The organism is Ruegeria sp. AA6 (genome assembly GCF_056542865.1).
In genome coordinates this window covers 331,361-354,457 of the sequence record NZ_JBQGAN010000001.1, presented here as the reverse complement: position 1 = coordinate 354,457, position 23,097 = coordinate 331,361, and the positions used below count along the sequence as shown (strand labels likewise).

The window sequence follows — 23,097 nt, the reverse complement described above, 5'->3', positions numbered from 1 at the left end:
ATGTTTCTGGAACTGATCGGCACAATATTTGCAGGCTTTGCATTCGCTGGCGTGGTGATGGTGCTGAACAAACTGACGGGCGGCCGCCTGCCCCGCTGGGCAGCGCCGGTAGCCGCCGGTCTGGGCATGATCGGCATGACGATCGCCAGCGAGTATTCCTGGTATGACCGCACCGTCGACACGCTGCCCGAGGGTATGGAAATCGTGCAAGAGGTTGAAAGCAAAGCCTTCTACCGCCCGTGGACCTACGCTGTCCCCTTCGTCAACCGATTTGCGGCAGTTGATACCGCCTCGGTCCGAACCAACGAGCAAGTGCCGGAACAACGGTTGGCGGACATGTATTTCTTTGGCCGCTGGTCCCCGGTATCGAAATTGCCGATCGCCGTCGACTGCGCCGCAAATAGCCGCGCTAGTCTGGCCGACGGAGCCGAATTCGGAGACGATGGCCGCCTCCTGAACGCCGACTGGCTAAGCGTCAGCGCCCAAGATCCAATCGTCGAGGCCACCTGCGGAGTGTAACATGCTGACCCGGCTAAGCCTGCGCGTACGAATATTTCTGTTCTTCTGTCTGCTCGCTGTTGGGGCGCTGGCCGTCAGTTCAGTGGCGCTCTGGATCAGTTATCTGCGAGTCGCCGATCCTAGCCTAGTAAATGCTTTCATCCTGGCTGAAATCATCATGGGATTTGGGTTTATCGCCCTGATCATCGCGATCTGGTTGATGTTTGACGACAATGTCGCCAAGCCTATTGAACGGTTGTCAGCCCAACTGCGTGCCCGCGCCCATGCGGGCGTCAGCACAGATGTTGACATGCAAGCCGCGCGTTACCTTGGCGATCTGGCCCCTGCTGCTGCTGGGCTAGCAGATCAGCTATCAGGCAAAACTCTGGACGTTGCCGAGGCCGTGGCCGCCGAAACCGCCCATCTGGCGGCGGAAAAACAAAGGCTGACTGCTCTGCTGACCGAAATCCCGGTGGCGATGGTTTTAGCCAGCCCAACACACAAGATCGTACTTTATGACGGGCAAGCGGCTGGGGTTCTCGCTCAGATCGCGCATCCCCGCCTGAACGCCTCTCTTTTCGAATACCTGCAGCCCAATGCACTGCAACAAGCTTATGATAAATTGTCGAAATCCGGGTTCGAAGTCGACTGCACCCTGACCAGCATCGACGGTGCGCAAACATATACCGCCCGAATGAAACCTCTGGGCGATGCGCCGGGATATTTGCTTATATTCGATGAAAGTGCGGCGAATATTTCACCCGAGGCCGCTCGGCCCTTGGTCTATGATTTCGATCTGTTGACCAGCGCGGTCGGAGGGCAATTTGAAACCCTCGCGTTGCAGGACCTATGCTTTGTCGTGTTCGACACTGAAACCACCGGCTTGCTGCCGCACAAGGATGAGATCGTCCAGATCGGTGCGGTTCGGGTGGTGAACGGACGCATCGTAAATGGCGAGCGATTGGATATTCTGGTCGATCCCGGGATACCGATTCCGCCAGCCTCGACCAAGGTGCACAAGATCAGCGATCGCATGGTTCAGGGCGCACCGGACATTACCGAAGCCGGGCGTAGGTTCCATCAATTTGCGCGCGATGCGGTCATCGTTGCCCATAACGCGCCCTTCGACATGGCCTTTCTGCGACGCCACGCCAAGCGCATGGAAGTGGATTGGGATCATCCCATTCTGGACACGGTTCTGCTGTCGGCTGTCCTATTCGGTGCCAGCGACAAACACACGTTGGACGCGTTGTGCGACCGGCTAGAGATCACCATTCCGCATGAGCTGCGCCACACCGCATTGGGAGACGCAGTTGCCACGGCCCAGGCGCTGGTTAAAATGCTGCCGATGCTGCAGGCCCGTGGCATGACAACCTTTGGTGCCGTTATCGAAGCGACCCGTCAGCACGGTCGTCTTCTGGAAGATCTGAACTAAGCGTCAATTTGTTCATGCAAGACTCAGCTTTTCATGGACAATTCCCGCAGGTCGTGGCACCTGATGCAGGCCATGGCTTGAGCGGACGATGACAAAGAAAACCTTTACCCCGACCCCAGATCAAAGCGTCGCATTTCGCGAGGCGTTGGGGTGTTATGGCACCGGCGTGACCGTCATCACAACGAACACTGAAAACGGCCCGCGCGCCATCACAGTGAACTCGTTTTCGTCAGTATCGTTGGACCCGCCTTTGGTGCTGTGGTGCCTGGCTAAAGATTCGCACCGCTTCAACTCGTTCAACGCGTGCCAGCACTACTCGATCCATGTGATGGCAGAAGAACAGCAGGAACAAGCATTGAAATTCGCCCGCGACGGGTTGGATTTTTCGCATGCAAACTGGGAACCGGACCATAAAGGTCGCCCTCAGCTGTCCAATTGTCTGGCCCGGTTTGACTGTCAGCTTCACGCCAAACACGAGGCCGGAGATCACCTGATCCTTGTCGGCGAAGTCGAACAGGTGATGTACCGCACCGGTAAAGGCCTGATCTTCAAGCGCGGGCAATTTGGTGGCTTCGCTGACCTGCTTTAATCGTCTATCGAGCCGTGAACGGCCAACGCCTCAAGCTGGGTCTCTTGAGGTGCGATGATGCGAAATGCTTCGTGCACGCCAGTCTGGGACAATTCACGCACCACTGTAAGCAGAGTATTTGGCGCGTGTTCCTCGCACAGTTCAGCCATGTGGGAGATTTCCGTTTGCGCGACACTCAAGGCGACCTCAACTGAAGGCGCTCCGTAGAATTGGACGAAATGTTCAGCCAGATTCTGTGCGATTTGGTCCAGTTCCGCCTGCTCGATCTGCGTGACCGCCACAAAGGTTACGCGCCCAAAGGTTTCTATCCCTAGCCAACCGTTTAAAAACGCTTGGCGCGCTTTGCCTTCCAGATCGGCCTGCCCCCAGTTTGAGAATTCGAACCCGCCCGAAATACACCACTCCCCCGTTCGTGCCGGAGAGTGAAACACGTTCATATCGCTTTCGTCGAAATGTATCGCACGAGCCAGTTTCATCACACCTTCTCCAACAGTTCCGTCAGCGGGCGCAGTCGTGTTTCGCTGCCATCTCGGATCAGCATACCGAACCGCTCATCCGTGCCCAGAAATACCCCTGTCTCGCACGGCTCTCCTACGCCGCGCAACAGGCCCATCCATTCGCCGTGCAGGGGAGCGTTGCCGTCCTCTTGCCAGCGGTTCAGCCAAGTCAGCATATGCCGCGACCAGCTTTCAACAAGCCGCTCTGCCGAGACATCGGCACAGCCTTCGTTATATAGCGCAGTTATATCCGGCGTTTTTCCGGGGTTGTCTGCGGTTTGTAGCAGCGCAAGTTCCCAGCCAACGACCAGCCAGTCCGGCTCTACTTCGGGTTCGCTGGTCGAGGCCGCAACATGGAACATCCCGCATTTCGCGCCGTTTACGCAGATCAGTCCGTCCCACCCCAGATGCACTGCGACCTCGGGCGGGGCCAGCGCGCCCAGTGCGTTCTGGAACCCTACTGCGCACAGCGGCAACATCGCCATTGCGTCCTGCAAAGGTACTTCGGGCGCAAAGACAATCGCCACCCGCAGCCGGTCGGACTGAATGTTGTAAACAACGGTCCCGGCATCGCAGCCCAGCGCCGCCATGGCCTGAGCACGCTCGAACGGGTCTTCCCCACCCTGCACCGGATGACCCGCCAGCAAGGGGGGGAAGACCGGCTGGCTCATGCTTTGCCCTTGGCAATCATGTCGCGGGCGATAGAGCGGAACGCTTCGGCCTGCGGGCTATCGGGTTTGCTGACAACGATCGGGGCACCACCATCCGCCGCAACGCGAATATCAAGGTGCAGCGGGATTTCCCCCAGCAGTGGAACGCCCAAAGCTTCGGCCTCGGACGCGACACCGCCATGGCCGAACACGTGCTCCTCATGCCCGCAGTTCGAACAGATATGGGTCGACATATTTTCGATCATCCCGACGATCGGCGTCTTGAGTTGGTTGAACATGTCGATCCCCTTGCGGGCGTCGATCAGGGCCACGTCCTGCGGGGTCGAAACAACAATGGCACCATCCACCTTGAACTTCTGACTCAGCGTCAGTTGCACATCACCGGTGCCGGGCGGCAGGTCGACGATCAGCACGTCTAGCGCACCCCATTGTACCTGGTTCATCATCTGCTGTAGCGCGCCCATCAACATTGGACCACGCCAGACAACCGCCTGCCCTTCGTTGGTCATCAATCCCATCGACATCATAGTCACGCCGTGATTGCGCAGCGGCAGGATGGTCTTGCCATCAGGGCTGGCCGGGCGGCCCGAGACACCCAGCATCCGAGGCTGAGATGGGCCGTAAACATCCGCGTCCAACAGACCGACACGGCGCCCTTCAGCCGCCAACGCGCAGGCAAGGTTCGCAGACACGGTGGACTTGCCCACACCGCCCTTGCCCGAAGCAACTGCAATGATCCGGTCAACACCCGGAACGGCCTGCGGTCCGGTTTGCGAGGGCTTCGGCTTGGGCTTCAGATCAGGCGGTGCCTTGTCCGAGTGTGCGGTCATCATGGCCGATACAGTCGCCACGCCGTCCACCATCTGTGCGGCCTGTTCAGCGGCCGCGCGGACGGGCTCCATCCGCTCGGCCTGCTTGGGGTCAATCTCCAACACGAAACGCACAGTATCGCCTTCGACGTTCAGCGCCCGAACGACACCCGCGCTGACGATATCCTGGCCAGAAACCGGGTCGGTGATCTTTTTCAGGTTCGCTAGAACCGCGTCACGGACACTCATGCCTTCACCCCGTTGATTTGCCCCACCATGAGGTTGATCTTCATTGCAAGTGTCTCCGTCTCATTCAGTTCATTTGACGCATTTGGGGCGTGCCCGTTAGGCTGAGCCATGCGCTTTGTCCTCTTGTGCCTGAGCCTGACGCTCTCCGCCACCCCCTCTTGGTCACAAGAGGCCATAGGGCTTGCCGCCCCCGACGAGGTTAAAGACTCTGGTCTGTTGCAACATATTCTTCCACGCTTCTCTCTCAAGACCGGGATACGGGTTATTGCAGATGATGCGGGTGTTTTGGTGCTGGAAACATCGCCGCCGGGTGATCCTGTCTTTGCCCGCGACGGTTTGGTCTATCACCTGCGGATCGGCAACGACACGCGCCACGAAAGGTTCCGCGACTGGTTGCTGTCAGACATAGGCCAGAACACTGTTGAGAGTTTTACGCCGACACAAGGCGTTCCTTTCTCTGCCACGTTCGAAGTAACCATCGCAAATGAAGATGCGGTGATCGACGGCGATGCCGCGTGGGGCGAGGAACTGTCGATGACCCATTGCGGCCGTTGCCATGTAATCGGCCCCAAGAACCGGATGAACGGGCTTGGCTCGACACCCTCATTCGCAGTGCTGCGCGCGATGCCTGACTGGTCAGAACGGTTCGAAGCGTTCTTTGCGTTGAACCCCCATCCCGCTTTCACCCAAATCGACGGCCTGACGCCGCCTTTCGCACCAGAGCGCCCCTCTCCTATTCACCCCGTTGAGATGACGCTGGACGAGCTAGAGGCGATTCTGGCCTTTGTCTCGGTACTCAAGGCAGCCGATCTGGGCGCGCCGCTGCAGCTTCAGTGATCCTTGCGTTTTGAAAAGTAATCGTCAGTCGTAACCACCCTTGGCTTTGGATTAGACTGGAACGGATTGTCCTGCTGCTGGAATTGCGCATTTACACGGCAATTATCACACATCTGGATCATCCGCGCCTTGTCCGAGGTGGCAAACATCGGATGCGTGCCCGAGAGTTTCTCCATGATCCGTTCGACCGTGGATTTCACGCCAAACAAAGCACCGCATTCGACACAGGCAAAGGGTTCCTCCTCGTTCAATACCTGCTGCGACAAGGCTGCATCGCTCAGATCCAGCTGCGGAACCAATGTAATCGCGTCTTCTGGGCAAATGCCCTTGCAAAGCCCACATTGCAGGCAGGCGTCCTGCTGAAAGTTCAATTGCGGTTTGTCGGGATTGTCGATCAAAGCACCGGACGGGCACAGCGACACACAGCTAAGGCACAGCGTACATGCGTCCGTGTTTACCGCGACAGCCCCATAGGGCGCATTCTCAGGTAGTGGCAGAGGGGTCTCGGCCTGCGGATTTAGCGCCTGCGCCGATAGCCGCGCGATTTGTCTGCGGTTGCCCAGCGGCAGCACCGGATCAGTCAAAGGCGTCGGAACGTCCTGTGCATAAAGCAAATCGGCCACCACGTCGGGGTCGGCATCATCAATCAACCCCATCGAATCCGACCCAGCGATTGCTTGGGCCAGTTCCTGTTCCCGGTCCAACGCATCGCGTTCAGTCGTCGGGGCCAGCAACACATCCACCCGCGCAAATCCGTGGGCCAGTGCCGCCAACATCTCGGCATGACCAAAGCCCGAGATTACATTCAACTCCAGCGGAATGACATTCGCAGGCAGGCCACGCCCGAACCGAGCCGCCAACCGGATCATCTCGGTCCCGTGAGCGTCATGCACCAATAGCCGGGGCGCTTCGCCCCCTGCACGCCGGTAAGTGCGTGCAAGAATGTGCATCCGTGACAACAGGGCCGAGACCGGCGGATCCTCATAAGTGATTGCGGTCGACGGACAGACCGCTGCGCATTCTCCGCATCCGGCACAAATCATCGGATCGATGGCAACGTGCTCGCCCGCTGAAGTAATCGCGCCGGTCGGACATATATCCAGACAATTGGTGCAGGCGACCTGTTCGGCACGAGAATGAGCGCAAAGCGTTTCTTCCATTCTCACATAAAGCGGCTTTTCGAACGTACCCACCAGTTGAACCGCCTCAAACGCCAGTCGTTCCACGGCGACGGCATCCTTGGGATCGGCTCGCAAATACCCTTCGCGCTTGGCGGGCGCCTGGACGAACGAGGTGCTTCCGGTCAGATCGATGACTATGTCACAGGTTGAACGCGCGCCGTCGCGGGCCTGAGACCATTTGAATGCCCCGCGACCACCCGGTTCAAGCTGCTGCAGGCCGTTCAATTGCAGAGAGAATTTGCCCAATGCACCGTTCAACGACCGAAGTTGTCCGCGTATCACGTCAAACGCCCGCGACATCGGCCGTGCATCATCCGTTACTAACACGGTCACCGCCAATACAGAGGACAACCGCTCAGCCAGATCAAAAGCAACCGCACCCGGCCCAATCACGAAACAGGTGCCTTCACTAATGACGTCCACACTGGGCGTGATCGGTTGCGGCAGCAGCGACTCGGCGGCCAAGGCGGCCATCTTGGGCGTGGCGTCACCACCTTGTTCAGACCACCCGGCACGATCTCGCAGGTCCACAAACCCGGGGGCGTCGATATTCAGTTCTTCCGCAAGAGCCTGGAAGACCTCTTGTTCCTGCCCGCAGGCAATCACCGTATCCCCATCTTGCATCAATGCTGCTGCGTTCTCCAGTTGGGTCGTGCACAGCGCCGTGTGAACTTTGGAACATTCGACCCCGCAAGCGGACGCTATATTCTCTGCATCCAAGTCCTGCGTCCCCGCACAGTCGCATAACAGTATTTTTGTGCCCATGGCCTCCCCTCCCGGACGTCATCCCCTTATTGGTTTCAGCTTAGGGTGTCTGAGCAAAGTGGCAATCCCCGGTCATGAAACTGTCGGCATAACCAGCTGTTTGAGCGGGATATAAAGCGCAAACAATTGATGATCGCGCAATCGTCAGACAATTGAGGCTTGGCACAAGGCCGGTTTGTGTACCATAGTGGACCTTGGGGAAGGCAGGGGAGAGCCTTCCGGGGAGGACTAAGTGGCCGAGGCCGCAAGCCAGATTGAAATGCCAATCGGCGTCGTCGTGCGCAAAACACCCGGTGTTACTCGCTGGGCGAAATGGAACTGGCGCGCGGTTGCCGTGTTGCCGGGTGCCGGACCTGCCGATTGGCACGAGTTGCGCCGCGAGGGTCAAGCTGTGGAATACCACGCAGCCACCCTCCCCTTAACCCTTTGGGTGGACGAGACCGAGGCCTACATGGTCAACCTGTCCGACGGTCAGCCCTCGATCTACCTTGTTCTGCGCGATGCGCTGGATGGTGAGCGTCCAATGGATGCGGTGCTGGTCACGGCGTCCCCGTTCGAGGGACAGGACTACGCGGATACCGGAGAAGAGATCGTCGAGAAAATCCCGATGACCGAAGGGCTGATCGCATGGGTGCGGGATTTCGCGCTGAAACATCACCGCGACGAAGTCTTCGTCAAACGCCGCCGTGACAAGAAACGAACGGACTTGGTCGAGGACGGCAAAGGCGATGCCCGTATCCGTCAGGCATCAGACGTCTACCGCGCCCCGCGGAGGATCGTGCAATGACCCAAGCCCGCGATTTCTGGTCCCGCCGCAAAGCCGCCGTACAGGCCGAGGCCGAAGCCGAGGTTGTCGCGGCCGAGGAACAGGCCATCGCGGAACAGCACGCGGAGCAGGAAGAAAAGAGCGACGCCGAATTATTGGCCGAGTTCAACCTGCCTGACCCCGATCAGTTACAAGCCGGGGATGAGGTCTCGGGCTTTATGGCCAAGGCTGTGCCCGACCGTCTGCGCCGCCGCGCTTTACGGCGGCTGTGGCGGCTGAACCCGGTACTCGCCAATGTGGATGGTCTGGTCGATTACGGCGAGGACTATACCGACGCCGCATGCGTGATTGAAAACATCCAGACCGCCTATCAGGTGGGCAAAGGCATGTTGGCCCATGTCGAAGCTTTGACCGCTGAAGTGGAAGAGGATGAAAGTGAGACGGACGCGGAAGAACCGCAGTTTGAACCGGACGTGATGGAAGTGCCCACACCGGAACCCGTGCTGGTCGCCGAAATTGACGAACCAGAGCAAGCAGAGCTGCCCCCTGCCCCACGCCGCATGAAATTTGAGTTCGAAGGATAACCCTATGACCGCAAGCAACGCGCAACATCTGGATGTCTCGGCCGAGGATCGCCTGCGCGCGGATTTCTACAACTTCCTTGGGCTGCTTCTGGCCGCCCCGCCGGATCAGATGCTTTTGGATCAGGTTTCCGGGCTGACCGGAGACGAGACAGATTTGGGTCAGGCCATCCAGGCCATGGCGCGTGTGGCGAAAGTTACAAAACCTGCCGCTGCCGAACGCGAATTCAACGCGCTGTTCATCGGGCTGGGTCGGGGCGAACTGCTGCCCTATGCCAGCTTCTACCTCACCGGGTTCCTGAACGAGAAACCTCTGGCCCAGTTACGAAACGACATGGCCGCGCGCGGTATTACCCGAGCGCAGAACGTGTTCGAACCCGAAGACAACATCGCCTCATTGATGGAGATGATGGCGGGCATGATCGTAGGCCGCTTTGGCGCGCCTGCCTCATTGGAAAACCAAAAGGCGTTCTGGAACAAACATATCGGCCCCTGGGCCACACATTTCTATTCGGATTTGGAAGCCGCCGAAGCGTCGGTTCTCTATGCCTCGGTCGGGACTGCCGGTCGGGTGTTTATGGAGATCGAACGCGAAGCCTTCCGAATGACGGCGGTATAACCCGCAACTCGCCAGCGCCCGAATTGGCGCTAGATCGCAAATGGGAGAGGAGAAGCCCATGAGCAAGACCAAGGAAGAAGGCGCCACGCGCCGCGACTTCCTCAAGCTGGCCGGAACCGCAGCACCTGCTGCTGTTGCCGCAGCCACCCTCAGCGGAAAAGCCGAAGCAGCCGAGCTGCCGACGGATGAAACCCGCATGCAGGATACGGCGCACACCCGCGCGTATCTGGACAGCGCGCGCTTCTAAGCAGCTTTACTGCGCGTTTCCAACACGACGACTGCGCCCGGTTCACCAGCCGGACGATGTCACCACCCGACGGACGGTTGCGATTGGCCCTGATGTCGGCATCAGCAGTACCAAGCCAGCCGTGGCTTACACGGCGAGCAAGGGAGGAAACCAATGTTAAGGAAAAAGACCAACGGGGTTGCGAGACGCCCCCAGCGGACAAGTATCCTGTCCCAGATCGGCGAGAAAACCGTCGATCGCCGCGCATTCCTGCGTGGCTCGGGCCTGACGATCGGCGGCCTTGCCGCGATCAGCGCCACGGGTGGAACCGTGACGCCGGCCAGCGCCCAGACAGCGGCGAACACCGCCGTTGAGAACATCAAGTCCGTATGCACCCACTGTTCGGTCGGCTGTACGGTTGTTGCCGAAGTGCAGAACGGCGTCTGGATCGGGCAGGAACCCGGTTGGGACAGCCCGTTCAATCTGGGTGCACACTGCGCCAAGGGGGCTTCGGTCCGCGAGCACGCCCATGGCGAACGCCGTCTCAAGTATCCAATGAAAAAGGAAGGCGGCGAGTGGAAGCGCATCAGCTGGGAAGAGGCGATCAACGAGATCGGCGACGGCATGATGAGCATCCGCGAGGAATCCGGGCCGGACAGCGTCTATTGGCTGGGCTCGGCCAAGCACAACAACGAACAGGCCTATCTGTTCCGCAAGTTCGCCGCCTACTGGGGCACGAACAACGTTGACCATCAGGCGCGTATCTGCCACTCGACCACAGTTGCGGGTGTTGCGAATACATGGGGCTACGGCGCCATGACCAATTCGTACAACGACATCCACAACTCTCGCGCCATCTTCATCATCGGCGGCAACCCGGCCGAGGCGCATCCCGTCTCGTTGTTGCATGTCCTGCGCGCGAAAGAGCAGAACAACGCCCCGCTGATTGTCTGCGACCCGCGCTTTACGCGCACCGCAGCGCATGCGGATGAGTATGTGCGGTTCCGTCCCGGCACAGACGTCGCCCTGATCTGGGGCATCCTGTGGCACATCTTCGACAACGGTTGGGAGGACAAAGAGTTCATCCGCACCCGTGTCTGGGGTATGGATCAAATCCGCACCGAAGTTGCCAATTGGAACCCGGAAGAGACCGAACGTGTAACCGGTGTTCCCGGCTCGCAACTGAAACGTGTTGCCCGGACCATGGTCAACAACCGCCCCGGCACCGTGATCTGGTGTATGGGTGGGACGCAGCACACCAACGGCAACAACAACACCCGCGCCTACTGCGTGCTTCAGCTTGCTCTGGGCAATATGGGCACCTCGGGTGGTGGCACCAACATCTTCCGTGGCCATGACAACGTGCAGGGCGCGACGGACCTTGGTGTTCTGTCCCACACCCTGCCCGGCTATTACGGCCTGTCCGCAGGGGCATGGGGCCATTGGAGCCGTGTCTGGGGTGAGGATCTGGATTGGCTGAAAGGTCAGTTCGCCACGATCAAGGACAAGGAAGGCAAGGACAAGCCGCTGATGAATGAGCGCGGCATCCCGGTCTCTCGTTGGATCGACGGTGTTCTGGAAGACCCGGCCAACATGGATCAGGACAACAACGTCCGCGCCATGGTTCTGTGGGGCCACGCGCCCAACTCGCAGACCCGGATGACGGAAATGAAGACGGCGATGGAGAAGCTGGACATGCTGGTCGTGATCGACCCGTATCCCACTGTTTCCGCCGTTCTGCATGACCGCACCGATGGCGTCTACTTGTTGCCCGCCTGTACGCAGTTCGAAACCCGTGGCTCGGTCACGGCCTCGAACCGCTCGCTTCAGTGGCGCGACAAGGTGGTTGATCCGCTGTTCGAAAGCCTGCCGGACGAGGTCATCATGGCCAAGTTCGCCAACAAGTTCGGCTGGGCGGATCGTCTGTTCCGCAATATCGAGATGGAGGACCCCGAAACCCCGAATGTTGAAAGCATCACGCGTGAGTTCAACTCGGGCCTCTGGACCATCGGCTATACCGGTCAGTCGCCGGAACGTCTGAAAAGCCATATGGCCAACCAGCACACGTTCGACAGAACCACGCTGCAAGCCATTGGTGGACCGAACGACGGCGAGTATTACGGCCTGCCATGGCCCTGCTGGGGCACGGCTGAGATGGGTCATACGGGGACACCGAACCTCTATGACATGTCCAAACCGGTGGCCGAAGGTGGCCTGACCTTCCGCGCACGTTTTGGCGTGGAACGGGATGGCGACAACCTGCTGGCCGAAGGGGTCTATAGCGTTGGTTCGGAAATTCAGGATGGTTATCCCGAATTCACGATGCAGATGCTGATGGACCTTGGTTGGGACGGTGACCTAACGGCTGAGGAACGCGCAGCCATCGACGCCGTTGCGGGACCAGAGACCAACTGGAAGACCGACCTCTCGGGTGGTATCCAGCGGGTCGCGATCGAGCATGGCTGTGCGCCCTTCGGGAACGCCAAAGCCCGCGCGGTCGTCTGGACCTTCCCGGATCCGATCCCACTGCATCGCGAGCCACTTTATACGAATCGGCGCGATCTGGTGGAGGACTATCCAACCTACGAGGACCGTCAGGCTTACCGCCTTCCCACCCTTTATGCCTCGATCCAAAAGAACGACTTTTCAAAGGATTATCCAATAATCCTCACGTCAGGTCGTCTGGTCGAATATGAAGGCGGCGGCGATGAGACACGTTCGAACCCGTGGCTGGCCGAGCTTCAGCAGGACATGTTCGTCGAGATCAATCCGCGCGATGCCAATAACCTTGGTATTCGCGACGAATCGCAGGTCTGGGTCGAAGGCCCCGAAGGCGGCAAGGTCAAGGTGATGGCGATGCTGACCAACAGGGTCGGTGCCGGCGTGGCCTTCATGCCGTTCCACTTTGGTGGCCATTTCCAGGGCGAGGACCTGAGGGAAAAGTACCCCAAAGGCGCCGATCCCTATGTGCTGGGTGAAAGTACCAATACCGCCCAGACTTATGGCTACGATTCAGTGACCCAGATGCAAGAGACCAAAGCGACTCTCTGCAAAATCTGGTCAGCGTAAGGAGGAGAAGAGAAAAATGGCAGCAAGAGCAAAATTTCTCTGCGACGCCGAACGCTGCATCGAGTGCAATGCCTGCGTCACCGCGTGTAAGAACGAACACGAGGTGCCGTGGGGCGTGAACCGCCGCAGGGTGGTGACGATCAATGACGGTGACCCGGGCGAACGCTCGATTTCGGTAGCCTGTATGCATTGCTCGGATGCGCCCTGCATGGCGGTGTGCCCGGTTGACTGCTTCTATCAGAACGAAGAAGGGGTCGTCCTGCACTCCAAGGACCTGTGCATTGGCTGTGGCTATTGCTTCTACGCGTGCCCGTTCGGCGCGCCGCAATACCCGCAGGCGGGCAACTTCGGATCGCGCGGCAAGATGGACAAGTGTACCTTCTGCGCAGGCGGTCCCGAAGAAACGCACTCGACCGCAGAGTTCGCCAAATATGGTCGCAACCGGATCGCCGAGGGCAAACTGCCCATCTGCGCCGAGATGTGTTCCACCAAGGCCCTGCTGGCCGGCGACGGCGACGTGGTCTCGGCCATCTACCGCGAGCGTGTCGTCGCGCGCGGGTTCGGCTCGGGCGCGTGGGGTTGGGGCACCGCCTACGACCAGAAAGACGGCTGATCCGTCTGTTTGAAAAGCAGGTGACCCGCCCGCGCGGGTCGCCTGATTTGGAATTTTGACCGAGGTTCAGATGTTCCGCTTACTCATTGCATTCCTGTTCGCCCTAGGATTGGCAAACGCCGTTGTCGCGCAATCAAACGACGCCGAACCGGCCCCTACGACCGATGAACGCGCTCAGACCGGTGGAGCAACAACACTTGAGGACATTCTCGCCCGTCAGCGCGGAGAGAAAGTGGACAACAGCTTTCGATCGGAAAACACCGGACAGGGCAATGCCGAGGGCCTGTTGGGGCAACTGGGGACACGCGGCGTTGCATCGGACAGCGATGTTTACCGCGCCATAAGATACGGCTCGGCGAACACGACCGTTTCGTCCAAGGGGCCTGCGGCGGGGGTTCTGATACAAGACGGCGGCATGTGGTGGCTGAACTTCCGCACCGGGCCGCTGCGTGAATATGGGACATATATCCTGGGCGGGATGATCGCCATCATCGTTCTGTTCTTTCTGATCCGTGGAAAAATCCGCATCGACGGAGAGAAAACCGGTCGAACCGTGACCCGGTTTAACGGCTTTGAACGCTTCGGCCACTGGCTGTTTGCTGGGTCTTTTCTAATCCTCGGGGTAACGGGCTTGCTTACCCTTTATGGCCGCGATTTCCTGATCCCGGTTTTCGGGAAAGAGGGTTTCGCCACCATCGCACAGGGTTGCAAATGGCTGCACAACAACCTCGCCTGGGCCTTTATGTTGGGGCTGGTCATCGTCACCGTGAATTGGATCGCCCACAACATCCCCAACCGGGTTGACCTAAAATGGTTGGCCGCCGGAGGGGGCCTCTTTACAAAAGGTAGCCATCCGCCGGCCAAGAAATTCAACGCAGGACAAAAGGTTATCTTCTGGGCCTGTATCCTGCTGGGTGTATCGATCAGCCTGTCGGGGCTGTCGCTTTTGTTCCCGTTTGAGCTGCCGATGTTTGCCAAGACCTTTTCGATTGCCAATGCCACCGGCCTTCCGCAGTTGCTGGGTTTGAACCTGCCAACACAGATGTCTCCGCAAGAAGAGATGCAATACGCGCAGGTCTGGCACGTGATGGTGGCATATGTCTTCATCGCCATTATCATCGCGCATATCTATCTTGGCTCAGTCGGCATGGAAGGCGCGTTCGATGCCATGGGCACCGGTGAAGTCGAAGAGCAATGGGCGCGCGAGCATCACTCGCTTTGGCTGGAAGAAGTGAAGGGAAAAGAGGCAGGTAAGGCTGCGGCCTCCCCTGCGGAATAGATGCGGGGGCTGGTTCTGACACTGGCTTTGATCCCCCTACCTGCCTTGGCCGAGTTCTTCACACTCAAAGGTCATGGCGGGCCGATCATGGGGATCGCCGCTGCGCCGGATGGGCGGATCGCTACGGCCAGTTTCGACAATTCGGTTGGCCTTTGGTCGGGCCGAACGCCGGAATGGTTCGAAGGGCACGAGGCCGCCGTTAATTCGGTGGCCTTCAATGGTCGGGCGATTTATTCCGCCGGAGACGACTTCACCCTGCGCCGCTGGCCCGGTGGAGAGATTTTCGGCCAGCACAAGGGTAAGATCGTTGGACTGGCCGCCTCAAAAACTCATGTGGCCACGGCAAGTTGGGACGGTACCATAGGGCTATGGCCCGAGGATGGCTCGCCCTCGAAAATGCTAATGGTCGGCAGTGGTGTGAATGCGGTGACTTTTTCGCCGGATGGCGCAAAGCTCTATTCGGCAGGCATGGACGGCACCCTGCGTGTTTGGGACGTAGAAAGCGGGCAAGAGACCCTGCGCCTTGTCGAACATGGGTTTGGCATCAATGAGCTGGTCCTGAATGCTGCGGATAACTGGATCGCATATGGTGCCGTTGACGGTGTGACACGCATCTTTGACCTGACAACCGGAGAAGAACGAGATTTCACCCTCGACCGCCGCCCCATTCTGGCACTGGCCCTCAGCCCCGACCGCAGCTTACTGGCAGTGGGTGATGGTGAGGGCTACATCATGATCATCGACACGCAGGACTGGCAGATATCACAAGACTTTCGCGCCACTTTACGCGGGCCGGTCTGGGCGCTTGCATTTTCTGCGGACGGTCGGAACATTTACGCGGGTGGCATTGACGAAGCGATGTATAGCTGGCCCGTCTCGGCCCTTGGCGATCAAGAGCAGATGGCTGCAACAGAACCCAGCTTTCTCAAAAACCCAGAGGAGATGAGCAACGGAGAACGGCAATTCGCCCGCAAATGCTCGATCTGTCACAGCCTGACGCCTGACGGGCAGCGACGTGCCGGGCCGACCTTGCACGGGGTCTTTGGCCGCAAGGCTGGTACGCTGCCGGGATATTTCTACTCGGACACGCTGCAAGACTCTGATATCATTTGGAATGATGAAACAATAAATGCCCTTTTCGACGAGGGGCCAGACCACTACATTCCGGGATCAAAGATGCCGATGCAGCGGATCACACAAGCGCAAGACCGTGACGATCTGATCGCCTTTTTGCGCCGCGCAACAGCACCTGGGAACGCAACCGGAGGAGACCAATGAAAGCCTTTCTCGCCGCTGCGGCCACAATGGTCGTGATTACCGTCGCAGCCCCCTTTGCGTTGCAACAAATCGGGTTCAGCGCCGCCGATGCAGGCTCTGGTTCGGCTGTGCGTCTCGACTGAATGCCTGAATACCTGACCACAAAAGAATTGGCCGACCTGCTGCGCATTGGCGAGCGGAAAGCTTATGATCTTGCCTCATCGGGCGAGGTTCCCTGTGTGCGCGCCATGGGCAAGCTGCTGTTTCCAAGGGTCGAAGTTATAGCCTGGCTCAATGCTTCACGCTCGGGACCGCAGGTGGCCGAACCACCCCTGCCCCCCATCGTTGCCGGTAGCCACGACCCATTGCTGGATTGGGCGCTGCGCGAAAGTGGATCGGGACTGGCGACCTACTACGATGGTTCATTCGACGGCCTAACCCGCCTGACCGACCGCAGCGCACAAGCTGCTGCCTTGCATATTCACGAAGACGACGGTTTCAACACGCGCGCCTTACGTGACCAGTTGGGCGAGGCCCCGGTGGTTCTGTACGAAATCGCTAGACGACAACGCGGTTTGCTACTGGCTCCCGCAACAAAAGACATCACCGGATTTGCAGATCTGAAAGGCCGGAAGGTCGTTCTGCGCCAAGACAGCGCCGCCAGTCAGCGCCTGTTCGATACACAGCTTGAAGCCCATGGTTTGTCACGCGACGATCTGGACACTTTGCCAACCTGTGCCCGTACCGAAGAAGAACTGGCCATAGCGCTGCACGACAGCAAGGCCGAAGCAGGGTTTGGGCTGGGCGCGCTGGCGGGGCTTTACAATCTGGGATTTACGCCAACCCATTCCGAGCGTCTGGATCTGGCCATCTGGCGCCGTGCCTATTTCGATGAACCGATGCTGAAACTGCTTAGATTTTTGCAATCTGACCGTTTCAGTACGCGCGCCGCTGAGTTCGGTGGCTATAACTTGTCCGGTTTGGGAACAATTCACCACAACGGCGCAAGCGGCTAGCTCACTTCATCTGCGCACAAATACTCTCGCCAAAGGCTTGGCCGCAGGCCAAATCACTGCGCGTTGGGAAAGAACAACTGCTGGCCGTCTAATTTGTAAGACGCGATGGCGGCCTGCCCGTCTGGACCAGTGAGCCAGTCGATGAACCTCTGCCCCGCGGCCGCCCGCACACGCGGATGCTTTTCAGGGTTCACCAGGATTATGCCGTACTGGTTGAACAGCCGCGGATCGCCTTCGACCAAGACCTCTTGGTTTCCCTTGTTGCCAAAGGACTGCCACGTAGCGCGATCCGTAAGCACATAGGCCCCCATCCCATTTGCAACATTCAAGGTCGCACCCATGCCTGATCCGGTCTCCCGGTACCATGTCCCCGAAGCTGCAACGGGGTCGGCGTCCGTCGCAACCCAAAGGCGCATCTCGGCCTTATGGGTGCCGCTGTCATCCCCGCGCGACGCAAATGGCGCCTCGGCCTCGGCCACTGCTTGCAGGGCGGCCACGATGTCCATGCCTCCCTTCACCTTGGCCGGATCAGACTTGGGGCCAACGAGGACAAAGTCGTTGTACATAACGTCAAACCGCTCGACACCCCAACCATCGCTTACGAATTGCTCTTCGGCCGGTTTGGAGTGCACCAGCAAAACGTCACCATCGCCATTGATAGCGTTCCGGATCGCCTGACCGGTACCAACGGCGACCACACGCACGTCGATACCTGTTTCAGCCTCAAACCCCGGCAGGATGTAGTCCAACAGGCCCGAGTTCTGGGTCGACGTCGTGGACTGCACTACGATGAATGGCTCTTCTGCGTTGGCTACTGCCGCCGACAGGCCAACAGCGATCAAAGCTGCTCGAACGATATTCCGGATCATTTAGATCTCCGTTTTTTGATTAAGTGACCAGCCCGCCCGCCAGATACCGACGCGCGGCGTCGCTTGCGGGGGCATCCAGTACCTGTTTCGCCGCCCCGTGTTCAACCACATGACCGCCCTGCATCATCACGATATCGGCGGCCAACCGCCGAGCCTGCCCGATGTCGTGCGTCACCATGACTATGCGCACGCCTCGGGATGACGCACGCAGGATCATCCGTTCGATCATCTGCGTCGCGCTCGGGTCCAGCGCACTGGTGGGTTCGTCCAGAAACAAGGTCTCGGGATCCAGCGCGAGGGCTCGAAGGATGGCCAGCCGTTGTGCCTCTCCGCCGGACAAAGACCGGGCGGATTGCCGGGCCTTGCCTTCCAGACCACCCTCGGCCAGCAACTCCTCGATACGAGCCTTTCGCGCTCCTCGAGGCAGACCCTGCCGTTTCAGCACAAAATCCAAGTTGGCCGCGACCGACCGGCGTAGCAGTACGGGCTGCTGGAACACCATTCCCTGACGCGCCTTATGTTCAGCATTCAGGACCACGCCATCCTGCTGCACATGCCCACGATCAGGCACAATCAGACCGTGCAGGCAGCGCAACAACAAGCTTTTGCCGGACCCGTTCGGTCCAAGGATCAACGTCGGCCCCGGCCCGTCCAGCAACAGGCGCGACACATCCAGAAGCACTTTGCCCTTGCGGGAAATTCGCACCCCATCCACAGACAAACAACTCGCCATTTCCGAGACCAGATCACGCATGGCGTAGACCCTCCCGCTCGGCCCGCAGGCTGAGCGTGCTGACCATTGCATTCACCGCCACCGCGATTCCAATCAGAATCGCCCCCAGTGCCAAAGCAAGCGCCAGATTTCCCTTTGAGGTCTCCAGAGCAATGGTCGTTGTCATCACCCGCGTGACGTGATTGATATTACCGCCCACTATGATGACCGCGCCAACCTCAGCAATGGCTCGTCCAAATCCAGCCAGCAAGGCCGTTACGAGTGCCAGCCGCGCGTCCCACAACAAAACAGGCACCGACGCCAGCCGCGAAACACCCAACGAGCGAAGTTGTTCCGAGTACTCCTCAGCCAGCATCTCAACCACTTGCCGGGTTAAGGCGGCAACAATCGGTGTGACCAGCACAACTTGAGCGATGATCATAGCGGTCGGTGTATAAAGCAATTCCAGCACGCCCAAAGGCCCCGACCGCGACAACATCAGGTAAACCAACAGGCCGACCACAACCGGAGGGAACCCCATCAGAGCATTCATAAGAACGATCAGTATCCGCCGTCCCGGAAACCGAGCAACCGCCAAAGCCGCCCCGACAGGCATGCCAATCAACGCCGAAATCAGCACAGCAAATACCGACACTTTCAAAGACAGCAGCACAATCGCCCACAACTCTGAATCCCCGTTCAGGATCAGAGAGATTGCTGAGCTGAATTCTGATGCAAATCCCTGCATTTTCTTCCGTCATTTCGGCTATTCGTATGAAATGCCGCTAATTTCACAATAATACTAGTACATCTGCAGGCCAAGTACAGACACGTTTCCGACACCTCAAAAACGAAACGCGGCCCCGATCGGGACCGCGTTCTTTTCTCAATGGAGATGGGATCAGTTCAGCGCCGCATCCGTGATCTGATGAGTCCAGGCACCGTCAGGTTGCTTGGTGATCACGGGATCAGAACCGCCAGCCAAAAGTGTACCCACCGTGCGCTCAAAGTCTGCCGGGTCCAGTGCGCCGTTTGAGCCAGCAGTCAGCTTGGCGATCTCGCCCATCATGCGCTTCTGATGCTCTTCGGTTTGGGCACCAGTCTCATCGTTTTCCAACACGATCTCGGCGGCCTCGTCCGGGTTCTCCTCAGCGTATTTCCAGCCTTTCATCGAGGCACGCACGAAGCGTTCCATCTTGTCGGCGAAGGCCGCATCGCTGAGGTTTTCTTCCAGAACGTACAGACCATCCTCAAGCGTTGCGACGCCCTGATCTTCGTACTTAAAAGTCACCAGTTCATCCGGGCTGACGCCCGCGTCAATCACCTGCCAGTATTCGTTGTAGGTCATGGTGCTGATGCAATCGGCCTGACGCTGCAGCAGCGGGTCAACGTTAAAGCCTTGCTTCAGAACCTCGACACCGCTTTCGCTTTTGCCACTGGTGTCGATACCCAACTGGCTCATCCAGCTCATGAACGGGAATTCGTTCCCAAAAAACCAAACACCCAGCGTGCGGTTCTTCAAATCCTCGGGCGAGGAGATTCCGGCATCCTTCCAACACGTCAGCATCATGCCAGAGCTTTTGAACGGCTGCGCAATGTTCACCAGCGGCAGACCCTTTTCGCGCGCGGCCAATGCAGCAGGCATCCATTCGACGGTCACATCCGCGCCACCGCCAGCAATCACCTGCGTCGGCGCGATATCCGGGCCACCGGGCAGAATAGTGACGTCCAGCCCCTCTTCCTCATAGAACCCTTTGTCCTTGGCCACGTAATAGCCCGCGAACTGCGCCTGCGTGACCCATTTCAGTTGCAATGTCACCTCATCCGCCGCAAGCGCCGCGCTGGCTGCCATGCTAAAGGCGGCAATCGCCCCGCTGAGTAGCTTATTCATCTTCATATCTCCTAGTTGCTTGTTGTCGCCCCGTTTTCGGGGTCTGTTGAAGTCCTGTTATCCGCGTTGCGACGGGTGCCAGAAGGTCACCGCCTTTTCGATCATGGCAACCACCCCATAGAACGCCGTTCCGGCCAAAGCGGCCACGACGATCTCGGCCCAGACCATATCCAGCGAAAGCTGTCCGACACTGGTTGAGATCCGGAAACCCATCCCCAGGGTTGGTGAACCAAAGAACTCGGCCACGATAGCGCCGATCAGCGCCAGGGTGGTAGAAATCTTTAGGCCATTGAAAATAAACGGCATCGCGGCTGGCAGGCGCAGTTTCAGGAAGCTCTGCCAATAGGTTGCCGCGTAGGTCTCCATCAGGTCGCGCTGCATGGCCGTGGCTTCTCGCAGCCCTGCCACTGTATTCACCAGCATGGGGAAGAACACCATGACCACCACAACCGCCGCCTTGGAATGCCAATCAAAGCCGAACCACATCACCAGAATGGGGGCCGTACCCACAATCGGCAGCGCCGCCACGAAGTTTCCAACTGGCAGCAGCCCGAGGCGCAGAAAATCCCACCGGTCTACTGCAATCGCCATCAGGAACGCCGACCCGCAGCCGATGATATAGCCACTCAGCGCGCCTTTGATGATGGTTTGCACAAAATCCGCCCACAGGGTTGGCAGGCTGTCGGCAAATCGCACCGCGATCACTGACGGCGCAGGTAGGATTACCAGAGGCACTTCAAGGCCGCGCACCAACAGTTCCCAAATCGCGATGACGGTTAGGCCAAAAATCAACGGCGCCAGAAAACGCACCGTTCGCGTGTCGGCGTATGGACCGCTTGCTAAGCGCGCATTCAACCACCAACCCAACAGCCAGACACCGATTGCTCCAAGAACAGCCATCATTGCGCCATCCCCATCCGCTTGAGCACCGTCCGTTCGATCAGGCCCAGCAGCCCAACCAGACAGGCCGCCAGAATGGCCGCGGCAAACAGGGCGGACCAGATTTGCACTGTCTGACCATAGTAGCTGCCCGCCAGCAACCGCGCGCCCAGCCCGGCGACTGCCCCTGTAGGTAGCTCGCCGACGATAGCCCCAACCAACGAAGCGGCAATCCCGATTTTCAGCGAGGTGAAAAGATACGGCATGGACGCTGGAAGGCGCAGCTTCCAGAACCCCTGCGACCGGCTCGCGTTGTAGGTGCGCAGCAGGTCCAATTGCATCGCGTCCGGGCTGCGCAAGCCTTTCACCATGCCGACCACAACCGGGAAAAAGCTTAGATAGGCAGAGATGATCGCCTTGGGAATGATCCCCTGAATGCCCACCGAATACAGAACCACGATGATCATCGGTGCCAACGCGATAATCGGAATGGTCTGGCTGACGATGGCCCATGGCATGACCGACAGATCCATTACGCGGCTATGCACAATTCCAACGGCCAGCAGGATGCCCAGCCCTGTACCAATCGCAAAGCCCAGCATCGTGGCGCTGAGTGTCACCCAGGAATGATAGATCAGGGACCTTTTCGACGTGATCTTTTTCTCAACGGTGGTTTCCCACAACTCCTCTGCCACCTGATGCGGGGCGGGCAAACGGGGTCTGTCCTGATCCCAGGTTTCATCAATGGCGTATGGGTTGTCGATGACCAGCTCAAACTCGCTCATGTCGCGCCGATCAACGGCCTTGGGCGGATCGACCTCCTCTCCAGCCCGTTCGAATTCGGTCAGAACACCCTTGATGTTCATCGGCACGCTGGCGGCATACCAAAAAAGGATAATAATACCCACAACGGTCAGGACGGCCCAGACAGCTCTGATCCCCGCGCTAGTCATCCGCATGCCCCGCCCGCAGACCTTCACGCACGCGATGGGCGACTTCAATAAACTCCGGCGTATCGCGAATATCCAACGGCCGCTCCTTTGGCAGAGGGCTGTCGATCACATCCGTAATCCGCCCCGGTCGCGGGCTCATCACCACGATCTTGGTACTGAGATACACCGCTTCGGGAATCGAGTGCGTGACGAAGCCGATGGTCTTTTTGGTCCGCGCCCAAAGGGCCAATAGCTGCTCATTCAGGTGATCACGCACTATCTCATCCAAAGCACCAAATGGTTCGTCCATCAGCAGGATATCAGCATCAAACGCCAACGCCCGTGCAATGCTGGCCCGTTGCTGCATTCCGCCAGAAAGCTGCCACGGAAACTTGCCTCCAAACCCTTCAAGATCAACAAGTTCCAGAACCTTTCTCACCCGCTCGTCCTGTTCCGAGGCCGAAAATCCCATGATCTCAAGCGGCAGCTTGATATTCTTTGATATGGTCCGCCATGGATACAGCCCCGCCGCCTGAAACACATACCCATAGGCCCGGTTGCGCCGCGCCTCATCAGGGGTCATGCCGTTGACGGTCAGCGTCCCCCCGGTCGGTGTTTCCAGCGCCGCGATACAGCGCAAAAAGGTGGTTTTACCGCAGCCCGAGGGGCCAATGAAGCTGACAAAATCACCCTTGTCGATGGTCAGGTTCACATCCTTGAGCGCATGGACCGGCCCGTCATTGGTTTGGAAAGTTAGGTCGAGTTGCCTTGCCTCGATAACGGGCTGGGTCGTGCTTTCAGTATTCATTCCATTGCCTTGAAAAGGTTTGGCTTTGGGCCGCCTTCGCGGCAGCCCG

25 protein-coding genes are annotated in these 23,097 nt (G+C 58.8%); 14 read left to right on the top strand and 11 right to left on the bottom strand.

The annotated features are described in order from the left end of the window. The 3 genes from ACR0LN_RS01625 (at position 1) to ACR0LN_RS01615 (ending at position 2,522) form a co-directional block, all read left to right on the top strand. Positions 1-519 (top strand): hypothetical protein, encoded by a 519-nt coding sequence (locus ACR0LN_RS01625; protein ID WP_480427306.1) that lies wholly within the window; start codon positions 1-3, stop codon positions 517-519. Position 520: 1 nt separating this feature from the next. Then, on the top strand, positions 521-1,933 hold the full coding sequence (locus ACR0LN_RS01620; RefSeq protein ID WP_480427304.1) for a 3'-5' exonuclease: 1,413 nt from the start codon (positions 521-523) through the stop codon (positions 1,931-1,933). Positions 1,934-2,021: 88 nt separating this feature from the next. Next, positions 2,022-2,522 carry a flavin reductase family protein gene (locus tag ACR0LN_RS01615; RefSeq protein ID WP_480427302.1) on the top strand — a complete coding sequence of 167 codons (501 nt, stop codon included), beginning with the start codon at positions 2,022-2,024 and terminating at the stop codon, positions 2,520-2,522. Here the strand turns inward: ACR0LN_RS01615 and ACR0LN_RS01610 are convergent. From ACR0LN_RS01610 to ACR0LN_RS01600, 3 genes are read right to left on the bottom strand one after another with little or no spacing between them, the layout of a single operon-like run. Further along, positions 2,519-2,998 (bottom strand): DUF6505 family protein, encoded by a 480-nt coding sequence (locus ACR0LN_RS01610; RefSeq protein ID WP_480427300.1) that lies wholly within the window; start codon positions 2,996-2,998, stop codon positions 2,519-2,521. The genes ACR0LN_RS01615 and ACR0LN_RS01610 overlap by 4 nt on opposite strands. Beyond that, positions 2,998-3,690, bottom strand: a complete 693-nt coding sequence (locus tag ACR0LN_RS01605; protein WP_480427297.1) for a biotin/lipoate--protein ligase family protein — start codon at positions 3,688-3,690, stop codon at positions 2,998-3,000. Before ACR0LN_RS01605 ends, ACR0LN_RS01610 begins: the two co-directional genes overlap by 1 nt. Continuing rightward, positions 3,687-4,748 carry an Mrp/NBP35 family ATP-binding protein gene (locus tag ACR0LN_RS01600; protein ID WP_480427295.1) on the bottom strand — a complete coding sequence of 354 codons (1,062 nt, stop codon included), beginning with the start codon at positions 4,746-4,748 and terminating at the stop codon, positions 3,687-3,689. Before ACR0LN_RS01600 ends, ACR0LN_RS01605 begins: the two co-directional genes overlap by 4 nt. 108 nt (positions 4,749-4,856) lie before the next feature. Here ACR0LN_RS01600 and ACR0LN_RS01595 point away from each other — a divergent pair, with 108 nt between their 5' ends. Then, positions 4,857-5,585: a hypothetical protein gene (locus ACR0LN_RS01595; protein ID WP_480427294.1), complete on the top strand. Its 729-nt coding sequence runs from the start codon at positions 4,857-4,859 to the stop codon at positions 5,583-5,585. On the opposite strand, the gene ACR0LN_RS01590 is transcribed toward ACR0LN_RS01595, so the two are convergent. After that, positions 5,579-7,531, bottom strand: a complete 1,953-nt coding sequence (locus tag ACR0LN_RS01590; protein ID WP_480427292.1) for a 4Fe-4S binding protein — start codon at positions 7,529-7,531, stop codon at positions 5,579-5,581. The genes ACR0LN_RS01595 and ACR0LN_RS01590 overlap by 7 nt on opposite strands. Positions 7,532-7,763: 232 nt before the next feature. Here ACR0LN_RS01590 and ACR0LN_RS01585 point away from each other — a divergent pair, with 232 nt between their 5' ends. From ACR0LN_RS01585 to ACR0LN_RS01540, 10 genes are all read left to right on the top strand, one after another. After that, entirely contained in the window at positions 7,764-8,318 is a 555-nt protein-coding gene (locus ACR0LN_RS01585) for a DUF3305 domain-containing protein (RefSeq protein ID WP_480427291.1), read from the top strand. Beyond that, positions 8,315-8,881 (top strand): DUF3306 domain-containing protein, encoded by a 567-nt coding sequence (locus tag ACR0LN_RS01580; protein ID WP_480427289.1) that lies wholly within the window; start codon positions 8,315-8,317, stop codon positions 8,879-8,881. Before ACR0LN_RS01585 ends, ACR0LN_RS01580 begins: the two co-directional genes overlap by 4 nt. Before the next feature lie 4 nt (positions 8,882-8,885). Next, positions 8,886-9,497: a TorD/DmsD family molecular chaperone gene (locus ACR0LN_RS01575; RefSeq protein WP_480427286.1), complete on the top strand. Its 612-nt coding sequence runs from the start codon at positions 8,886-8,888 to the stop codon at positions 9,495-9,497. A 58-nt stretch (positions 9,498-9,555) separates the two neighbouring features. Further along, positions 9,556-9,744 carry a ubiquinol-cytochrome c reductase iron-sulfur subunit N-terminal domain-containing protein gene (locus ACR0LN_RS01570; RefSeq protein ID WP_170487117.1) on the top strand — a complete coding sequence of 63 codons (189 nt, stop codon included), beginning with the start codon at positions 9,556-9,558 and terminating at the stop codon, positions 9,742-9,744. Positions 9,745-9,897: 153 nt separating this feature from the next. Beyond that, positions 9,898-12,792 (top strand): formate dehydrogenase subunit alpha, encoded by a 2,895-nt coding sequence (locus ACR0LN_RS01565; protein ID WP_480427284.1) that lies wholly within the window; start codon positions 9,898-9,900, stop codon positions 12,790-12,792. Positions 12,793-12,808: 16 nt separating this feature from the next. Further along, entirely contained in the window at positions 12,809-13,405 is a 597-nt protein-coding gene (gene fdh3B / locus ACR0LN_RS01560) for a formate dehydrogenase FDH3 subunit beta (RefSeq protein ID WP_039530246.1), read from the top strand. A 70-nt stretch (positions 13,406-13,475) separates the two neighbouring features. Next, positions 13,476-14,684 carry a formate dehydrogenase subunit gamma gene (locus tag ACR0LN_RS01555; RefSeq protein ID WP_480427282.1) on the top strand — a complete coding sequence of 403 codons (1,209 nt, stop codon included), beginning with the start codon at positions 13,476-13,478 and terminating at the stop codon, positions 14,682-14,684. Then, positions 14,685-15,962: a c-type cytochrome gene (locus tag ACR0LN_RS01550; protein WP_480427281.1), complete on the top strand. Its 1,278-nt coding sequence runs from the start codon at positions 14,685-14,687 to the stop codon at positions 15,960-15,962. Next, a complete protein-coding gene (locus tag ACR0LN_RS01545; protein ID WP_480427279.1) occupies positions 15,959-16,084 on the top strand; it encodes a hypothetical protein in 126 nt (41 codons plus the stop codon). Before ACR0LN_RS01550 ends, ACR0LN_RS01545 begins: the two co-directional genes overlap by 4 nt. Beyond that, a complete protein-coding gene (locus ACR0LN_RS01540) occupies positions 16,085-16,957 on the top strand; it encodes a substrate-binding domain-containing protein (protein ID WP_480427277.1) in 873 nt (290 codons plus the stop codon). A 53-nt stretch (positions 16,958-17,010) separates the two neighbouring features. Here ACR0LN_RS01540 and ACR0LN_RS01535 read toward each other — a convergent pair whose 3' ends face one another. From ACR0LN_RS01535 to ACR0LN_RS01505, 7 genes are all read right to left on the bottom strand, one after another. Then, entirely contained in the window at positions 17,011-17,826 is an 816-nt protein-coding gene (locus ACR0LN_RS01535) for an ABC transporter substrate-binding protein (RefSeq protein WP_480427274.1), read from the bottom strand. Positions 17,827-17,845: 19 nt separating this feature from the next. After that, the gene (locus ACR0LN_RS01530; protein WP_480427271.1) at positions 17,846-18,580 is read right to left on the bottom strand and encodes an ATP-binding cassette domain-containing protein; all 735 of its coding nucleotides are present in this window, start codon (positions 18,578-18,580) and stop codon (positions 17,846-17,848) included. Continuing rightward, the gene (locus tag ACR0LN_RS01525) at positions 18,573-19,286 is read right to left on the bottom strand and encodes an ABC transporter permease (protein ID WP_480427269.1); all 714 of its coding nucleotides are present in this window, start codon (positions 19,284-19,286) and stop codon (positions 18,573-18,575) included. Before ACR0LN_RS01525 ends, ACR0LN_RS01530 begins: the two co-directional genes overlap by 8 nt. Before the next feature lie 153 nt (positions 19,287-19,439). Next, positions 19,440-20,429 carry an ABC transporter substrate-binding protein gene (locus ACR0LN_RS01520; RefSeq protein WP_480427268.1) on the bottom strand — a complete coding sequence of 330 codons (990 nt, stop codon included), beginning with the start codon at positions 20,427-20,429 and terminating at the stop codon, positions 19,440-19,442. Between the two features lie 57 nt (positions 20,430-20,486). Further along, positions 20,487-21,332 (bottom strand): ABC transporter permease, encoded by an 846-nt coding sequence (locus ACR0LN_RS01515; RefSeq protein WP_480427265.1) that lies wholly within the window; start codon positions 21,330-21,332, stop codon positions 20,487-20,489. Further along, entirely contained in the window at positions 21,329-22,261 is a 933-nt protein-coding gene (locus ACR0LN_RS01510; RefSeq protein ID WP_480427681.1) for an ABC transporter permease, read from the bottom strand. Before ACR0LN_RS01510 ends, ACR0LN_RS01515 begins: the two co-directional genes overlap by 4 nt. Beyond that, positions 22,254-23,048, bottom strand: a complete 795-nt coding sequence (locus ACR0LN_RS01505) for an ABC transporter ATP-binding protein (RefSeq protein WP_480427264.1) — start codon at positions 23,046-23,048, stop codon at positions 22,254-22,256. The genes ACR0LN_RS01510 and ACR0LN_RS01505 overlap by 8 nt, the downstream gene beginning before the upstream one ends. Positions 23,049-23,097: the final 49 nt, after the last annotated feature.

Bases quoted from the DNA above. Each gene is read 5' to 3' on its own strand.
- ACR0LN_RS01625 (WP_480427306.1), top strand. From the start codon at position 1: ATGTTTCTGGAACTGATCGGCACAATATTTGCAGGCTTTGCATTCGCT.
- ACR0LN_RS01620 (WP_480427304.1), top strand. From the start codon at position 521: ATGCTGACCCGGCTAAGCCTGCGCGTACGAATATTTCTGTTCTTCTGT.
- ACR0LN_RS01615 (WP_480427302.1), top strand. From the start codon at position 2,022: ATGACAAAGAAAACCTTTACCCCGACCCCAGATCAAAGCGTCGCATTT.
- ACR0LN_RS01610 (WP_480427300.1), bottom strand. From the start codon at position 2,998: ATGAAACTGGCTCGTGCGATACATTTCGACGAAAGCGATATGAACGTG.
- ACR0LN_RS01605 (WP_480427297.1), bottom strand. From the start codon at position 3,690: ATGAGCCAGCCGGTCTTCCCCCCCTTGCTGGCGGGTCATCCGGTGCAG.
- ACR0LN_RS01600 (WP_480427295.1), bottom strand. From the start codon at position 4,748: ATGAGTGTCCGTGACGCGGTTCTAGCGAACCTGAAAAAGATCACCGAC.
- ACR0LN_RS01595 (WP_480427294.1), top strand. From the start codon at position 4,857: ATGCGCTTTGTCCTCTTGTGCCTGAGCCTGACGCTCTCCGCCACCCCC.
- ACR0LN_RS01590 (WP_480427292.1), bottom strand. From the start codon at position 7,531: ATGGGCACAAAAATACTGTTATGCGACTGTGCGGGGACGCAGGACTTG.
- ACR0LN_RS01580 (WP_480427289.1), top strand. From the start codon at position 8,315: ATGACCCAAGCCCGCGATTTCTGGTCCCGCCGCAAAGCCGCCGTACAG.
- ACR0LN_RS01575 (WP_480427286.1), top strand. From the start codon at position 8,886: ATGACCGCAAGCAACGCGCAACATCTGGATGTCTCGGCCGAGGATCGC.
- ACR0LN_RS01570 (WP_170487117.1), top strand. From the start codon at position 9,556: ATGAGCAAGACCAAGGAAGAAGGCGCCACGCGCCGCGACTTCCTCAAG.
- ACR0LN_RS01565 (WP_480427284.1), top strand. From the start codon at position 9,898: ATGTTAAGGAAAAAGACCAACGGGGTTGCGAGACGCCCCCAGCGGACA.
- fdh3B (WP_039530246.1), top strand. From the start codon at position 12,809: ATGGCAGCAAGAGCAAAATTTCTCTGCGACGCCGAACGCTGCATCGAG.
- ACR0LN_RS01555 (WP_480427282.1), top strand. From the start codon at position 13,476: ATGTTCCGCTTACTCATTGCATTCCTGTTCGCCCTAGGATTGGCAAAC.
- ACR0LN_RS01550 (WP_480427281.1), top strand. From the start codon at position 14,685: ATGCGGGGGCTGGTTCTGACACTGGCTTTGATCCCCCTACCTGCCTTG.
- ACR0LN_RS01545 (WP_480427279.1), top strand. From the start codon at position 15,959: ATGAAAGCCTTTCTCGCCGCTGCGGCCACAATGGTCGTGATTACCGTC.
- ACR0LN_RS01540 (WP_480427277.1), top strand. From the start codon at position 16,085: ATGCCTGAATACCTGACCACAAAAGAATTGGCCGACCTGCTGCGCATT.
- ACR0LN_RS01535 (WP_480427274.1), bottom strand. From the start codon at position 17,826: ATGATCCGGAATATCGTTCGAGCAGCTTTGATCGCTGTTGGCCTGTCG.
- ACR0LN_RS01530 (WP_480427271.1), bottom strand. From the start codon at position 18,580: ATGCGTGATCTGGTCTCGGAAATGGCGAGTTGTTTGTCTGTGGATGGG.
- ACR0LN_RS01525 (WP_480427269.1), bottom strand. From the start codon at position 19,286: ATGCAGGGATTTGCATCAGAATTCAGCTCAGCAATCTCTCTGATCCTG.
- ACR0LN_RS01520 (WP_480427268.1), bottom strand. From the start codon at position 20,429: ATGAATAAGCTACTCAGCGGGGCGATTGCCGCCTTTAGCATGGCAGCC.
- ACR0LN_RS01515 (WP_480427265.1), bottom strand. From the start codon at position 21,332: ATGATGGCTGTTCTTGGAGCAATCGGTGTCTGGCTGTTGGGTTGGTGG.
- ACR0LN_RS01510 (WP_480427681.1), bottom strand. From the start codon at position 22,261: ATGACTAGCGCGGGGATCAGAGCTGTCTGGGCCGTCCTGACCGTTGTG.
- ACR0LN_RS01505 (WP_480427264.1), bottom strand. From the start codon at position 23,048: ATGAATACTGAAAGCACGACCCAGCCCGTTATCGAGGCAAGGCAACTC.